Here is a 13930-nt window from a genome sequence, read left to right as displayed (position 1 = left end):
GCTACGTGGCGCCGCCGAGTGGTTGTCCGGTGAGTGCGGCGACTCCGACGGCCAGGGCGCGGCGTTGCTCGTCGGTCCAGGAGGCCGCGTCCCCGGCGTTCATGGGGTGACCGTGGGTCAGGGTGAGGATGTGGTCGAGGAGTTGTCCGGGCGGGAGGACGGCGCTGACGAGTCCGGCGGCCTGGGCCCGTTCGAGGGCGGCGACCTTGTGGGCCAGAGCCGACGTGACCAGGGGCAGGGAGCGCATGGAGGTGGGGCGTTCCAGGGTCCGCCACAGTTCCAGCCGGACCAGGTGGGGGTTGGCCCGATAGAAGTCGAAGACCTGCTGGGCGTAGCCGGGCAGGTCTTCGACGTCGAAGGGGACCGCGGTCTGGACAAGCAGGATGTTGTGTTCGAGGACGGCGTCGAAGAGGCCGTCCTTGTTGCCGAAGTAGGCGTAGATCATGCGCTGGTTGGCCTCGGCTCTCTCCGCGATGCGGGCGGTGCGGGCACCGGCCAGGCCGAGGGCGGAGAATTCGGCGGTCGCGGCGTTCAGGATGCGGCGGCGCGTCGCCGCCGCATCCCGGGCGGACCGTGGGGTGCCGGGGTCAGGAGCCACTGGGCGTCTCCGCGCGTCGCCGTTCCACGGCCGGGGTGACGGGTCCGCCACAAGCGGTCGCCGGTCCTCGCCCGATGCCCGAGCCGGCCTCGGCGATGACCGCCGATCGGCCACCGGATTCCTTGATCATGATGATTCCTTCCCTCAACACGTCCGGGGTGGTCCGTGTCGTGCCGACAAACGTGGTCAGGCGTCGGCGGATCGGCTGAGACTCTCCCAGCGGTCCAGCTCAGCGATCTTGTGCTGCTCACCCTTGCGGATGCGGTCGAGGGCCTCGCCGGAGAGCGGAAACCACAGCGGCGGCTCAGGCAGTTCGAGGAGGGCGAGCAGCACCTCCGCAGCGCGCCGCGGGCTCACGCCGTAGGCGGCGTCCGGGTCGCCGTACCGCCTGAGCATCGGCGCCACGGCCTCCGCGTACGGCGCGCTGGGCTGCGACAACGTCATCGACGATGCCAGCGTCGTCGCCATGGAGCCCGGCTCCACGATCGTCACCTTCACCCCGAATGGCGCGACCTCGGCCGCCAACGCCTCCGAGAAACCCTCCAGCGCGAACTTCGCCGTCACATACGCCCCCAGACCGGCGGCGGGGGCCAGCCGTCCGCTGACCGAGGACACCTGCACGACATGCCCGCCGCGCTGCTCCCGCAGCACCGGCAGGGCGGCCTTCGTCATGTGGATCGCACCCCACAGGTTGGTCTCCACCTGTGCCCGGAAGTCCTCAAGGCCGGTGTCCTCGATGGCTGAGATGTTGGAGTAACCGGCGTTGTTGACCAGCACGTCCAGACGACCGAACTCCTCCACCGCCGTCCGCACGGCGGCTTCGGCGGCCTGCGGGTCCGTGACGTCGAGGGAGACCGCGCGTGCGGCGTCCGGATACTTCTCCGCCAGATCGCGCACCGCGGCGGCGTCGCGCGCGGTGGCCACCACCTGGTGACCGCCCTCCAACGCGGCCTCCACCAGTGCTCTCCCCAGCCCTCGCGAACCGCCTGTGACCAGCAAGGTCTTCTTCGTCATCCTGCGCCCCCATAGGTAAGTAACTGAATACATACTAAAGTACGGCGGACTTCACGCGGGACAGATCTGCTCCGATATGGCTACGGCCGGGGGCAGCGGCGGCCGGTGAGGATCTCCGGCCGGGATGTCTTACGTCGAGCACCGGCTGCGATCCGGGGGGCGGCGGGCGAAAAGGCTCAGGGCCGTCGGACCCATTGGTCCGACGGCCCTGAGTGGCCCATTTCACGGTCAGGCCTTGTTGAAGATGTTCTTGGCCCAGAGATAGGAGACGACGGCGATGCCGGCGCACCAGGCGAGGGCGATGACGGCGCTGTTGCCGATCGGGGTGCCCAGGAGGAGGCCGCGGATGGTTTCCATGATCGGGGTGAAGGGCTGGTATTCGGCGAACCAGCGCAGGACGGTGGGCATGGAGTCGGTGGGGACGAAGCCGCTGCCGAGGAAGGGCAGCAGGATCAGGGGCATCGGGGCGTTGCTGGCGGCCTCGGGGGTCGGGGACTTGAGGCCGAGGGCGACCGACAGCCAGGTGATCGCCACCGCGAACAGGGTGAGCAGGCCGGCGGTGGCCAGCCACTCCAGCGCGGTGGCGTTCGGGCGAAAGCCGATCGCCAGGGCGATGCCGATGAGAACGGCCATGCCGAGCAGTTGCTGGATGACGCTGCCGACGACGTGGCCGGTGAGGACCGAGGCCCGGGCGATCCGCATGGTGCGGAAGCGGGCGATGATGCCCTCGGTCATGTCGGTGGCGACCATGACGGCGGTTCCGGTCGCGGCGGTGGCCGCCGCCATGAGCAGGATGCCGGGGACGATGTAGTTGACGTAGGCGTCGCGGCCGCCGCCTCCACCGCCGAGCCCGTTGCCGAGGGTGCCGCCCAGGACGAAGACGAACACCAGCAGCAGGATGGCGGGCGTGACGACCAGTTGCACGGTCATGGACGGGTAGCGGATCAGGCGCTTGAGCTGGCGGCGGATCATGGTGGAGGAGTCGCGCATGGCAAGGGTCATGGTGCTCATCGGGTGGTCTCCTTGTGCTGGCCGGTGAGGGTGAGGAAGACGTCGTCGAGGTCGGGGGTGTGGACGCTCAGGTCGGCGATGTCGATCGAGCGTTCGTCCAGGGTGACGAGCAGTTCGCGGATCGCGCGGACGCCGCCGTCGCTGGGCACCTGCAGGGTGAGCGCCTGGGGGTCGGCGACCCCCGCGCCGAGGAGGTGGTGAGCGGCGTCGAGCAGGTGCGTGTCGGTGAAGGTGAGCTCGATGTGGCCGCCGGGGATGAGCCGCTTGAGCTCTTCGGGGGTGCCTTCGGCGATCAGCCGTCCGTGGTCGAGCAGGGCGATGCGGCCGGCGAGTTCGTCGGCCTCCTCCAGATACTGGGTGGTCAGGAAGATGGTGACGCCGCCGGCGACGAGTTCGCGCACGATCTGCCACATGGAGCGGCGGCTGCGCGGGTCCAGGCCGGTGGTGGGCTCGTCCAGGAAGATCAGGCGAGGGTCGCCGACCAGGGTCATCGCCAGGTCGAGGCGGCGTTGCATTCCGCCGGAGTAGGTGGCGGCCGGTTTGCGCGCCGCGTCGAGGAGATCGAAGCGGTCGAGCAGTTCGGCGGCCTTGCGCTTGCCGTCCCTGCGGGACAGGTGCTTGAGGTCGGCCATGAGGAGCAGGTTCTCCTCGCCGGTGAGCAGCTTGTCGACGGCCGAGTACTGGCCGGTGACGCCGATCGCGCCGCGCACGTCGTCGGGCTTGCGGGCCAGGTCATGGCCGGCGACCTGGACGGTGCCGCCGTCGGCGGCGATCAGGGTGGACAGGATCTGGACGGTGGTGGTCTTGCCGGCGCCGTTCGGGCCGAGCAGGGAGAAGATCGTCGCTTCGGGGACGGCCAGGTCGATGCCGTCGAGCACGACCTTGTCGCCGTAGGACTTGCGTAGTCCGTTCGCCGCGATGGCCAGGTTCGTCATGAGGGGCGCTTCCTTAAGAGGCTGTGGGGGTTAGAGGCTGCGGGCGGTGATGTCGCCGTGGGAGGTGGTGGCGCGGATGTCGAGCTCGACACCGCCGTTGTTCTTCAGGGCGTTGCTGATCCGGCCAAAGGAGGTACCGGCGTCCAGCGCGGCCGAGACGCCCGCGGCGGCGGTGACCGAGATGTCACCGGACTGGGTGCGCAACACGAGGGTGCCGCGCGCGGCCTCGGTGATGCGGATGTCGCCGCGTGCGGTGCTGACCTCGGCGGAGCCGCCGAGTCGGCCGATCTCCACGTCGCCGTCGACCGCGGTGAGGCGGACGCTGGCGGCTTCGTCGATTTTGATCTGGTGGTAGGCGCCGTCGAAGGTGACCTCGCCCAGCCGGCCGACGCTGCGCAGTTCGCAGGCGGCGGTGGTGGCTTCGAGGTGGGAGCCGGTGGGCAGCTGGACGGTGATCTGGATGGATCCGGAGGGGCCGAAGAGCTGGTTTTTGGGCTGGGGGGTGTGGATCCGCAGCATGCCGTCGGTGTGGGTGACGGTGGTCTGTTCGGCGGCCTGGACGTCGCGGGTTTTGGCGGGGTTGGTGGGCAGGATCTCGACGGTGGTGTCGGGGCGGTCGGCGGCGATGAGCTGGAGGCGTCCGGCGGGGAGGTCGATGACGGTGGTGATCGGGGTGGGGGTGGCGAACTTCTGCATGATGCGCTCCTGTGCCTTGTTGTTTCTGACAATGGAAACGCTACGTTGCATTCCAGTCCAAGGCAACATACTCGTTGCGGGAAATAAGCATTTGTGCAGGTAGAAGCAGTAAAATCGTTGCAGTGACTCTGAAAGGAATGCAACAACAACTATCCATGCGTTGCAATTGACTGAAAGCGAACGCTACAGTTCGGGCATCATCGGCCGCGAAAAGCTCGCGACGCCGGGAGGCGGGCTCACCCGGCAGGACCGTCGGCGGTCAGGGCCGGTTTGGATGCGCCGGCGACCCCACGTCCGGTCCGCAGCCGCCCGTGGACATCCAGCCAGGTGTTCCGGACGTCGGTGCCGAGCCGTGGATTCAGGTCGGTGCGTCGCACCGGCGATTGGATACTGTCGTCAGTTGTCCAACGCCTCCGGTCCGACCAGATAGGTAGAGATGATGACGGCACGAGTCATTGAGCCCAGAGGACGAGGGTTCCTGCTGTTCGACTCTCATCCCGTGGGGTGTGAGCAGGTCATCACCGACATGGCGGCCCGCGTGTGGCCGGTCCCGGAGCCACGCGACGAGAAACGCCCGGTCGCCCTGGTCATCGGCTCCAGCTCCGGTTATGGAGTGGCCGCCACGGTCGCCGGAATCTGCCGCGCGGGTGTCCAGGGCATCGGCCTGTGCCTCGAAAAGCCGCCGACCGAGCGCCGCACGGCCGCCGCGGGCTGGTACCGCACGATCGCGACCGCCGAGCTGGCCGCCAAGGTCGGCAGCGACTTCACCTTCCTCAACGGCGACGCCTTCGCCGACGCCACAAAAGAGCAGGTCCTGGACCTGATCGCTACGAGGTTCGGTGGCATCGACTACCTGATTTACAGTGTGGCCGCGCCGCGCCGCACCGACCCGCTCACCGGCCTGACCCACCAGTCGGTGATTCAGCCGCTCGGCGCCGAAGGACACAGCACCAAAACCCTGGACTTCAGCGGCGACGTCCCCGCCCTGAAGCAGATCCGGATCGAGCCGGCCACCGAGGAGGAGGCCGCCGACACCGTCAAGGTCATGGGTGGCGAGGACTGGGCCCTGTGGGTCGACGCCCTCAACGGCCGCGGCCTGCTGCGGCCGGGATTCACCACCGTCGCCCTGTCCTACATCGGCTCGCACCTCACCTCGGCCATCTACCGCCAGGGCACGATCGGCGCCGCGAAATCCCACCTGGAGGAGACGGCCGCCACGCTGCGCGACAGGCTGAGCGCGGTCGGCGGCCGCGCCCTGACCTCGGTCAACGGCGCCGCCGTCACGCAGGCGTCCAGCGCGATCCCCGGCATCGCCCTGTACCTCAGCTTCCTGCACGCCGTCCTCGGTGAGGGCATGCGCTCACCGCTGGAGCAGTCCGTCGACCTGTGGGAGCAGCTCACCGGGGTCAAGCCGCTGGAGCTCGACGCGGAGGGCCGCATCCGCCTCGACGGCTGGGAGCTGGATCCCGCCGTCCAGGCGGCGGTGACCGAACGCTGGGAATCAGCCACCCCGGACAACCTCGGCGAACTCGCCGACCCGCGCTGGTTCCTCGACGAGGTGAACCGGCTGTACGGCTTCGACGTGCCCGGCGTCGACTACACCCAGCCGTGCGAACCCGATCTGCCCTGGCCCACCGCGTAGGATCCGCGATCATCGTCGCGCCGCGAGTGCCTTGACGGATCAGGTCCGTGGCCGCTCCGGTCCGTGGTGGCGGGAGATGTCACGAGCCCTCGACGCCCGGCCTTCGGCGAGGCGCCCCTCCTCGCCGACGGCTACGCCCTGGAACAGGCGACGAACGTCCGCCTCGCCCCCAGCTCCACCAACCCGAGCATGTGGCGGTGCGTGCCCGGCAGCACGTTCTTCACCGGGGAGCTGTGCGACCCCGGCGACCGCCTCCTCGAATCCCGATCCCACCGCTGACCTTCAACCCCGAGGGCCCGCGCCGGTCGACCGGCGCGGGCCCTCTGTCTAGGGCCTGAGAAGGACGGGAAGCGCGTCCGTGCCGTGCTGCACGAAGCCCCGCGCCCCGTAGTAGAAGCTCGGCGGGGAATCAGGGTCCAGGCGCACGTCGGGGCAGGCGGCGAGTAGCGCGGTGAGTGCGGCCCGCACCTCGATGCGGGCCAGCGGCGCGCCCACGCAGTAGTGCGGTCCGAAGCCGAACCCGAGGTGCCCGCCGCGCCGATCCAGGTCGAACCGCTCGGCGTCCGGGTAGGTCCGCTCGTCGAAGTGCGCGGCCGCGACGCAGAGATACACCATGCTCCCCGCGGCCAGGTCGGTCCCCGCGATCCGCGTGTCCCGCCGCACCAACCGGTAAAGCCCGGCAGACGGATTGGCCCAGCGGAAGGCCTCGTCGATCGCAGCGTCGATCAGACCGGCGTCCGCGCGAACACGCCCGAGCGACTCCGGATTGAGCAGCAGCGAGGCGGTGGTGGCCGACAGCATCTGGATGGTCGTCTCGAAGCCGCCGAGCAGCAGACCCACCACGGCAACCGTGACCGTCTCCGGCGAGTAGGCGTCCTCGCTCAGGTATGCCCGGACGACCTCGCCCAGCAGGTTGTCTCCCGGATTCTCCCGCTCTCGTTCGACCAGTCGCCTGGTGTAGGCGCCGAGCTCCGCGAAAGCCTGCTCACCGGGACCGGCGAGCTCCTCGCTCATCGGTGATCCGAGCCAGTTGACGATGGTGCGCACCCACTGCAGCCCCTGGTCACCGAGCTCGTTGGGGACGCCGAGCAGGGTGAGGAAGACCTCCATCGGGTATCGGGCGCCCGCGTCCTCGACAAGGTCCGCTTCGGACTTCGCAGCCAGCGCGCCGAAAGTGCGCTCGGCGATCGGCGCCACGATCCGCGCGTACCTGGCGCTGGCCACCGCACTGAAGAAACGATTGTGGATGCGGCGTTGACGGTGGTGCTCCGCCCCGTCGAGGGCGATCATGGCCGCGCTCATCGGGCCCACGCCGTACAGCCGGGTGCTGAAGGTGGCCGTGTCGCGCAGGGCGGCCGACACATCGCCGTGGCGCAACACGAGCGGCGCGGCCATGAACTCGTCGAAGACGACCGGATGCTCGCGGCCGAGAGCGGCCAGCCTGCTCCCGAAGTCCGCCGGGGATGAGGAACGACGACGGAATACGCTGTCCGCACTGGCGATCATGAAGCTCCCTCGTGGACGCTCTCCGCTTCAGCCCATGGACGTGGGCCTGCTCGGCGATCTCGAAGGGCACGGGGGAGGGGACCCGGTGCCCGTGGTCGTCGAGGATGGAGGCGATCCCACCTCGATCCCAGGTCTCACCCGCGATGGTGGAGCAGACGCGTGACGGCCTGGTCGACGTCGAGCTCGCTCATGCCTGGACTGTAACTCCGGGCCCCGCACGCGCCAAGGGGACTATGGCCTGCCTCCACGCGGGTGACCTGATCTGGCCAACCTGGCAAAACGTTCACATCACCATGTTTCGATCCGGGTCCACCGTGCTCTGAGGAGTTCTCCTCCCCCGATCACTTCTCCTTGTGCGAGACCTGCAGTGCCTGGACGCGAGAGTCCTCGCGGAGTTCGGCCTGACGGCGGCGGCGCCGGAAGGTCAGAGCGGCGACGACGATCCCGCAGAGGACGACGACAAGAAGCAGCAGCAGTGCCCAGGGGATGGTCCAGGCGTGCGTCGTGGTCTCGACGGCGGCGAGCGGGGCGATCGAGCCCGACGCGTCGGTGATCAGCGGGGTGAGGGTGACCTTCCCCGTCAGTCTCAGCGCGGGAGTCACTCCGTGCACCGGCACGGAGACCTTCCAGGTGTCGCCCGGGAGCAGTGAGGACGAGTCTTTGATCTGCCCCGCGCGGACGTCCAGGCTCCCGAAGGGGCCGGATATGGACGCCTCCTGCCGAGCGGTGAGGATGGCGTTGCCCGTGTTGTGGATCGTGTACGTGACGGTGGCGTCACCCTTCCCGAACGGATTGGGCGTGCCCGAGTAGCGCACGTTCAGGTCTTCCACCGACAGGCTGGGACTGAGCTCTCCACCCACGCGCAGACGGATCCGGATGCCGCGACGCTGGTTCGCGTCGGTCCCGTCCGCCTCGCCGGCCTGGATCGGCGAGGTGACGATGCCGCCCATGTATTCGCCGGGCGCGGCGTCGTCCGGAAGAGTGACCGTGAACGGCACCTCGGCGGACTTGCCGGGCTGGACCGTCACGTCGGACTGGTCCGGGTGGACCCACACACCCACCCGTGTCGACTTCGCGTCCTTGGTGACCAGGTCAAGCTGGCCCCCCTTGGCGGTGAACCCGTCGGCGGCGTACACGGCCAGGTGGAGCGGCGTGGTGCCGTGGTTGACGACCACGAGACCGTCCTTGAGCTGCCCGCCCGGGTCGATGGTGTAGTCGTAGTTCTGCCGGTCGGCCCCGAAGTCGTTGGAGGCCGTCGTGACCGCCCAGGAGTCGTCGCCGTCCGCCGCCTCAGCCGGTCCGGTCCCCATTCCGAGGAAGCCGAGCGCGGCGAGCAGCACCACGGCAGTGGCCTGGGCGAGGGCTCCGGCTGCTGTGGTCGTACGCGGTCTGGGCGGGCGCATCTGGTGATCCTCGGGCAGTTGGGAAGTGGCGGATGAAAAACGTGTGGTGGGGTGGGCGCCCGACGGCGCCCACCCCACCGGGTGGAACGGTCCGGATCAGCTCAGCGCGGTGAGCGTGAGGTCTCCGGCACCACCCTCGGTCGACTACTGCAGCCAGGCGGCCGGAGCCGTCGTCGTCAGCTTGTTGTCGTTGCTGTAGCTGTTGTTGCTGTGGCCGTTGCCGTTGCCGTTGCTGTGGCCGTTGCCGTTGCTCTGGCCGTGGCCGTTGCCCTGGCCGTTGCCGGTGCTGCTGGACGGGCGGATAACGACCTTGTCAACGGCGGAGCCGACCGGCTGCGCAGCGCTGGCGCCGCTGTTCGGGCCGCACCAGTCCACCTTGCCCAGCTCTACCGCGGCGTTGGGGGCAGCGCAGGTACCGCTGCGGAGGTTCTCGACGACGAGCTTGTCGTCGCGCACCTGAACCTTCACGTAGGTACGGACGTGCTCCTGGTTCTCGACCGAGTTGGCCCAGTGGCTCTTGGGGTTCAGCGGGTCGGGACCGTAGTTCGGGTCCTCCGTCGTGTCCGGAGCGGTGAGGTCGTAGTACTTCGAACCCGACGAGGAGTTCGCCGTCACGTAGATGACGCCACCCGGACCCTGCTCCACCTGAGCGGCACCGGGCTTCTCGCTCGGGTTCGCCTTCGCACCGTTCTTGATCACGTAGCTACGGGAGTAGCTGTGGTCGTGACCCTGCAGGACCAGGTCGACGCCGAGGTTCGAGAAGGCGGTCGGGAAGTCCTTGCGGCGCAGCTGGTTGTCGCCGTCGTTCGCGTGGTCGGCCGGCGAGTAGATCGAGTGGTGGTAGACGAGCACCGTGTACTTGGCCTGGCTGCCGTACTTCTTGACGGTGTCGGTGACGTAGCCGATGTGCGCGGCGTCGGCGCCGTTGGCGTAGGCGTTGCTGTTCAGGTCGATGAACAGGACGCCCTTGTAGATGTACGAGTAGTCACCGCCCGACTGGGTGGTCGCGCTGCCGCTGTAGTACGGCGCGGAACGGTCGGTGTTCGGGGTCCAGAAGTGCTGCTCGTACGCCTTGCCGCCGACGTCGTGGTTACCGATGGTGGCGGCCCACGGGTACTGACGCAGCTTGTTGGAGGCGAGGAACGCGTTCCACTGCGCCTCGTTGTTGGCGCTCTCGACCTGGTCGCCGCCCGAGACCAGCAGCTCGGCGTTCGGGTTGGCGGCGAGGGAGACCTTCAGGGTGTCCTGCAGACCGGCGCCGTCCTTCACCGCATCGCCGGACGAGCCGATCTGCGGGTCGCCGAAGAACAGGAAGTCAAAGTTGCCCTTGAAGTCCTGGGTCTTGAAGGAGTACGTCGGGGACCACTTGCCCTTGGTGCCGACGCGGTAGGAGTACGTGGTGTTCTTCTTCAGGCCGGTGATCGTGGCGTGACCGTTGTAGCCGCCGTTGACGCTGTTCGCGGCGACCGTGGCCGGGAAGGTGACGATGTGCTTGGCGGAGTTGCCGGAGATCGCCACGACCTCGACCGTCTGCGCGGTGCCGACCGAGGAGTACCAGGACACGATGCGCTGCGACTCGGTCGCACCCACGCCGAGGATGATGCCGGTGACCGGCGCGGTGGCGCTGACGCTGACGTCGGCGTGGGCCGTGGCCGTCAGGCCGCTGCCGAACGCTGCGGAGAGGCCCATGACCGTCGCGGTGGCGCCTACGGCCACTCGGCGGCGAACAAGACCGGGGCCCTGTGTCCGATTGTCGAACTTCATCGGGTTTCCATCCATTTGAGGTGAAATGAAGAGCTTTGTCACAGTTCCGGAGATTGGTGTCTTTCCGGTGAACGTGAGGCAGGCGCATCGTTGCGCTTGCCGGAAGTTGTGGCGTGGCCTCAGATTCCGAGGATCCGCTGCACGAACCAGACCAGGCCCATGACCGCCACTCCTGTGGCGATCGCCCCGGTGGCCCACAGCCCCGCGACCGGCCGGCGGTGGCGCAACAGGGCGAGCAGCGGGAAGACGACGATGATGATCGTCAGCTGGACGGTCTCGATACCCACGTTGAAGACGAGCAGCGACCACAGCAGGGTCCACGACAGGGGCTGGTCGATGCCCAGGGCCGAGGCGAAGCCGAGGCCGTGGACGAGGCCGAAGCAGAAGACCACCGCGAGCCGAATCCAGCCCGCGCGGTCCAGGCTGAAGTGACCGCGGCCGAGGTCCTCGATGTCGGTGGCGTGCGAGCGGCGCCGCCACAGCCGCCACAGATGCCAACCGGCGACGACCGCGATCGACAGGGCGATGATCGGCTCGACGATCGCCGACGGCACGTCGACCAGGCCGAGAGCGGCCAGGATGAAGGTCACCGAGTGGGCCAGCGTGAAGCTCGTCGCGGCCAGCACGATCTCGCGCAGGCGGCGTGAGCCCGCGATGAGCGCGAGCAGGAACAGGATGTGGTCGATCCCGGTGAGCAGGTGCTCGGCGCCGAGCTTGAAGAACTCCCCGAACCGTTCGGCGAAGGACTGCTGGGTGGAGAACGAGGGGTGCTTGGCGTCGAGGGCGGCGCTGCCGGAGGTCAGGTCGAGGTCGTAGGTGACCACCGTCTTGGTGTCGCGCACATACTCCTCGGCGTCCGGGAACAGCGCGCTGCGCACCTCGTGCGCTCCGGCGGGCGGGCACGGGTAGTCGAGAACCAGCAGCGCGTACGGGACACCGTCGCGCTGCTCGATCGTGAAGCCGCCCTTCCTGGTCGGGGTGCACGCCTCGCCCGCCGCCGTGACGCCGAAGCGCTTGGTCACGTACGCGACCACCGAGTCGGCGTGGGCGTCGAGCGCGGCGGCCTGCTTGGCCGCGTCGCCGGCGTCGAACGCCGCGGTGCCCTCCTTGAAGAGCGGATCGTCCTTCTCGGAGTCGGCAGCCGAGACGACGAGCAGGTCGTACTCCAGTCCGAGCTTGGCGCTGACGTGCCCGGCCTCGGGCGAGGTGAGGTCGGCGTACACGACCGAGGTGAATCCGTGGGCAAGGGCGGGCAGGGCACTGAGCAGAACGGCCACGGCTACGGCGGCGACAATGGCACAGGCACGCCGAGCGACGTGGGACATGTGACTCCTTTTTGGTTAACGAAGGCAATCTGCTCGGCTCAGATGAACGAACAGCAGCCCGTGCGCGAACCAGCCATGAACCACGTCTGTCGGAAATAACACCCGTATCGGAAGATTGCACGCAATGAGGTATGAAGTAGGCGCACCTCACGCCACCCCCGGAGGACGGTTTTTTATGCGCTCTCGACTTCTGCCCGCCGGCATGTTAGCTGCGGCAGTCGCGACCGCCGTATTGGTCAGCGGATGCGGCTCGAGCGACGACTGGTCCCAGCCGCACGCGAAGCCGTCCGCCGTCGGCGTCCTCGGCGCGGGGTTCCTCGACTCGACCGCGACGCCCATCCCGGAGTCGACGATCTCGCCGCGACCCCGCTCCTGGGACGAGGTCCACCCGTCGGAGGGCTACCGTGTGGTGCTGCTCACCGCGGGCAAGGACCCCCAGACCAGGACGCTGGTGAGCGCCGTGACGGATTGGGCCGAAGAGGAGCAGGTCAGCCTCAAGACCGTCACCGCCACGGAGCCGGGCCAGTTCATCTCGCGCATCAGCACGGCGATCGGCATGGCACCCGACCTCATCATCAGCGCCGGCAACGACCTCGTCGACCCCCTGACCACGGTCTCCGCCAGCCACCTCGACCAGCGGTTCCTCGTGGTCGGCGCCGAGCTGGCCGAGCCCACCGAGAACGTCACCGCCGCCGACTGGACCGGTGCGTCGTTCCGCGGCGAGGGACTCGGCATGTCCTCGACGTACGATCCCACCACCTTCACCCCCGAGCGCGCCGCGCGCGCCGTCCGGGCCGGTGTCGCGGCCGTGCTCAACGGCCTGACCGGCATCGTGATCTGGATCGACTAGATGCGAGGAGTGGCACCGACCGGCGGCGGGCACCGGCCGGTTCGCCCTCGGACGCGAGGCGCGTCGCACCGTCACCGGGGTCGGAAGGAGTGGCGGTGGTAGGTGTCCCGTCGGAGTCGCGGGAGTCGCCCTTGCCGGCACGGGTGTGGAAGCCGCCGTTGCGGACGGCCGTTCAGGGTCCTCCGGCACCCCGCCGGCATCTCAAACGCTCGGAGGGTCCGGAGAGAGGCTCAGAAACGGGCGCCCACTACCTGGTCGCCCAGTGGCTCAAGGGTCTTGAGGTCGTCCGCCGTCAGGGTCACCTCCAGGGCGGCGATGTTCTGCTCAAGCCATTTCACCCGCTTCGTGCCCGGGATCGGCACCACCGATACACCGAGCCGCTCGGAACGGGAGTGCACCCACGCCAACGCCACCTGGGCGGCGGTGACCCCCTTGTTCTCCGCCACCTCGCGGACGACCCTGGCGATGGCGTCGTTGGCGGTCTCGGCGAAACGGGGCAGACGGTTGCGGGCGTCGTTCGCCTCCAGGGCCCCCATGTCGACAGAGCCGGTCAGGAAGCCCTGGCCGAGTGGTGAATACGCGACCAGCCCGACGCCGAGCTCCCGCATCGCTCCCGCCACCGTGGTCTCCAGGTCACGGGCCCACAGGGAGTACTCGTTCTGCACCGCGGTGATCGGATGGACGGCGTGGGCGCGGCGCAGCAGATCCCCGTCGACCGCGGACAGGCCGAGGTGGCGGACCTTGCCCTCCTTCACCAGCTCGGCCATCGCGCCGACGGCTTCCTCGATCTCCACGGTCTCCGGCGGCCTGTGCAGGTAGTAGAGGTCGATGTGGTCGACGCCCAAGCGCAGCAGCGAGGTGTCGCATGAGCGCCTGATGTACGCCGGCTCGCCCCGCAGCACCCAGGCGTCGTCACCGTGGCTGCGGTCGATGCCGGTCTTCGTGGCGAGCTGCACCTCGTCCCGGCGGCCTGCCACAGCGCGACCCACCAGGACCTCGTTGTGCCCGGCACCGTAGATGTCCGCGGTGTCGATCATCGTGATGCCGAGGTCCATGGCGCGACGGATGGTGGTGATCGAGGTATCCCAATCGGGGGTGCCGTACGCCTCGCTCATTCCCATGCACCCCAGTCCCTGGACCGAGGTCGTCAACCCGCCCAACGAAGCAGTGTCCATGTGATGTCTCC

General features: G+C 68.7%; 14 protein-coding genes. 3 read left to right on the top strand and 11 right to left on the bottom strand.

Annotation, left to right across the window (positions count from 1 at the left end; translation table 11 throughout):
* Position 1 precedes the first annotated feature (1 nt).
* The 6 genes from DKM19_RS48440 to DKM19_RS48420 form a co-directional block, all read right to left on the bottom strand.
* On the bottom strand, positions 2-598 hold the full coding sequence (locus DKM19_RS48440; RefSeq protein WP_162642359.1) for a TetR family transcriptional regulator: 597 nt from the start codon (positions 596-598) through the stop codon (positions 2-4).
* The gene (locus tag DKM19_RS50440) at positions 588-728 is read right to left on the bottom strand and encodes a hypothetical protein (protein ID WP_162642358.1); all 141 of its coding nucleotides are present in this window, start codon (positions 726-728) and stop codon (positions 588-590) included. Before DKM19_RS50440 ends, DKM19_RS48440 begins: the two co-directional genes overlap by 11 nt.
* Positions 729-784: 56 nt before the next feature.
* Positions 785-1612 (bottom strand): SDR family NAD(P)-dependent oxidoreductase, encoded by an 828-nt coding sequence (locus tag DKM19_RS48435; RefSeq protein WP_110705279.1) that lies wholly within the window; start codon positions 1610-1612, stop codon positions 785-787.
* 228 nt (positions 1613-1840) lie between these two features.
* The gene (locus DKM19_RS48430; RefSeq protein WP_110705278.1) at positions 1841-2623 is read right to left on the bottom strand and encodes an ABC transporter permease; all 783 of its coding nucleotides are present in this window, start codon (positions 2621-2623) and stop codon (positions 1841-1843) included.
* A complete protein-coding gene (locus tag DKM19_RS48425) occupies positions 2620-3558 on the bottom strand; it encodes an ATP-binding cassette domain-containing protein (RefSeq protein WP_110705277.1) in 939 nt (312 codons plus the stop codon). Before DKM19_RS48425 ends, DKM19_RS48430 begins: the two co-directional genes overlap by 4 nt.
* A gap of 30 nt (positions 3559-3588) precedes the next feature.
* A complete protein-coding gene (locus DKM19_RS48420; protein ID WP_110705276.1) occupies positions 3589-4254 on the bottom strand; it encodes a DUF4097 family beta strand repeat-containing protein in 666 nt (221 codons plus the stop codon).
* A 439-nt stretch (positions 4255-4693) separates the two neighbouring features.
* Between DKM19_RS48420 and fabV the strand changes: the two genes are divergently transcribed.
* Positions 4694-5896 carry an enoyl-[acyl-carrier-protein] reductase FabV gene (gene fabV, locus DKM19_RS48415; RefSeq protein WP_110705275.1) on the top strand — a complete coding sequence of 401 codons (1203 nt, stop codon included), beginning with the start codon at positions 4694-4696 and terminating at the stop codon, positions 5894-5896.
* A 66-nt stretch (positions 5897-5962) separates the two neighbouring features.
* The gene (locus tag DKM19_RS48410) at positions 5963-6175 is read left to right on the top strand and encodes a hypothetical protein (protein WP_162642356.1); all 213 of its coding nucleotides are present in this window, start codon (positions 5963-5965) and stop codon (positions 6173-6175) included.
* A gap of 48 nt (positions 6176-6223) precedes the next feature.
* On the opposite strand, the gene DKM19_RS48405 is transcribed toward DKM19_RS48410, so the two are convergent.
* The 4 genes from DKM19_RS48405 to DKM19_RS48385 form a co-directional block, all read right to left on the bottom strand.
* Positions 6224-7402 carry a cytochrome P450 gene (locus DKM19_RS48405; protein ID WP_110705273.1) on the bottom strand — a complete coding sequence of 393 codons (1179 nt, stop codon included), beginning with the start codon at positions 7400-7402 and terminating at the stop codon, positions 6224-6226.
* A 341-nt stretch (positions 7403-7743) separates the two neighbouring features.
* Complete coding sequence (locus tag DKM19_RS48395; protein WP_110705271.1) at positions 7744-8805, bottom strand: WxL protein peptidoglycan domain-containing protein; 1062 nt, start codon at positions 8803-8805, stop codon at positions 7744-7746.
* Positions 8806-8949: 144 nt separating this feature from the next.
* Positions 8950-10569 (bottom strand): metallophosphoesterase family protein, encoded by a 1620-nt coding sequence (locus tag DKM19_RS48390; RefSeq protein ID WP_110705270.1) that lies wholly within the window; start codon positions 10567-10569, stop codon positions 8950-8952.
* A 119-nt stretch (positions 10570-10688) separates the two neighbouring features.
* Positions 10689-11894, bottom strand: coding sequence for a HupE/UreJ family protein (locus tag DKM19_RS48385; protein ID WP_110705269.1), 1206 nt, complete (start codon positions 11892-11894; stop codon positions 10689-10691).
* A gap of 175 nt (positions 11895-12069) precedes the next feature.
* Here DKM19_RS48385 and DKM19_RS48380 point away from each other — a divergent pair, with 175 nt between their 5' ends.
* A complete protein-coding gene (locus tag DKM19_RS48380) occupies positions 12070-12744 on the top strand; it encodes a hypothetical protein (RefSeq protein ID WP_204358578.1) in 675 nt (224 codons plus the stop codon).
* A gap of 230 nt (positions 12745-12974) precedes the next feature.
* On the opposite strand, the gene DKM19_RS48375 is transcribed toward DKM19_RS48380, so the two are convergent.
* Positions 12975-13919, bottom strand: a complete 945-nt coding sequence (locus DKM19_RS48375) for an aldo/keto reductase (RefSeq protein WP_110705268.1) — start codon at positions 13917-13919, stop codon at positions 12975-12977.
* Positions 13920-13930 lie beyond the last annotated feature (11 nt).

The sequence above is a fragment of the Streptosporangium sp. 'caverna' genome (assembly GCF_003203775.1).
In the GTDB taxonomy this organism is placed as follows: Bacteria; Actinomycetota; Actinomycetes; order Streptosporangiales; family Streptosporangiaceae; genus Streptosporangium; species Streptosporangium subroseum.
The sequence above is the reverse complement of the archived record's forward strand: the minus strand, read 5'-3'. Positions and strand labels throughout refer to the sequence as shown.

Coding starts and splice junctions, on each gene's coding strand:
- DKM19_RS48425 (WP_110705277.1), bottom strand. CDS start 3,558: ATGACGAACCTGGCCATCGCGGCGAACGGACTACGCAAGTCCTACGGC.
- DKM19_RS48430 (WP_110705278.1), bottom strand. CDS start 2,623: ATGAGCACCATGACCCTTGCCATGCGCGACTCCTCCACCATGATCCGC.
- DKM19_RS48380 (WP_204358578.1), top strand. CDS start 12,070: ATGCGCTCTCGACTTCTGCCCGCCGGCATGTTAGCTGCGGCAGTCGCG.
- DKM19_RS48390 (WP_110705270.1), bottom strand. CDS start 10,569: ATGAAGTTCGACAATCGGACACAGGGCCCCGGTCTTGTTCGCCGCCGA.
- DKM19_RS48435 (WP_110705279.1), bottom strand. CDS start 1,612: ATGACGAAGAAGACCTTGCTGGTCACAGGCGGTTCGCGAGGGCTGGGG.
- DKM19_RS48395 (WP_110705271.1), bottom strand. CDS start 8,805: ATGCGCCCGCCCAGACCGCGTACGACCACAGCAGCCGGAGCCCTCGCC.
- DKM19_RS50440 (WP_162642358.1), bottom strand. CDS start 728: ATGATCAAGGAATCCGGTGGCCGATCGGCGGTCATCGCCGAGGCCGGC.
- DKM19_RS48420 (WP_110705276.1), bottom strand. CDS start 4,254: ATGCAGAAGTTCGCCACCCCCACCCCGATCACCACCGTCATCGACCTC.
- DKM19_RS48385 (WP_110705269.1), bottom strand. CDS start 11,894: ATGTCCCACGTCGCTCGGCGTGCCTGTGCCATTGTCGCCGCCGTAGCC.
- DKM19_RS48375 (WP_110705268.1), bottom strand. CDS start 13,919: ATGGACACTGCTTCGTTGGGCGGGTTGACGACCTCGGTCCAGGGACTG.
- fabV (WP_110705275.1), top strand. CDS start 4,694: ATGACGGCACGAGTCATTGAGCCCAGAGGACGAGGGTTCCTGCTGTTC.
- DKM19_RS48405 (WP_110705273.1), bottom strand. CDS start 7,402: ATGATCGCCAGTGCGGACAGCGTATTCCGTCGTCGTTCCTCATCCCCG.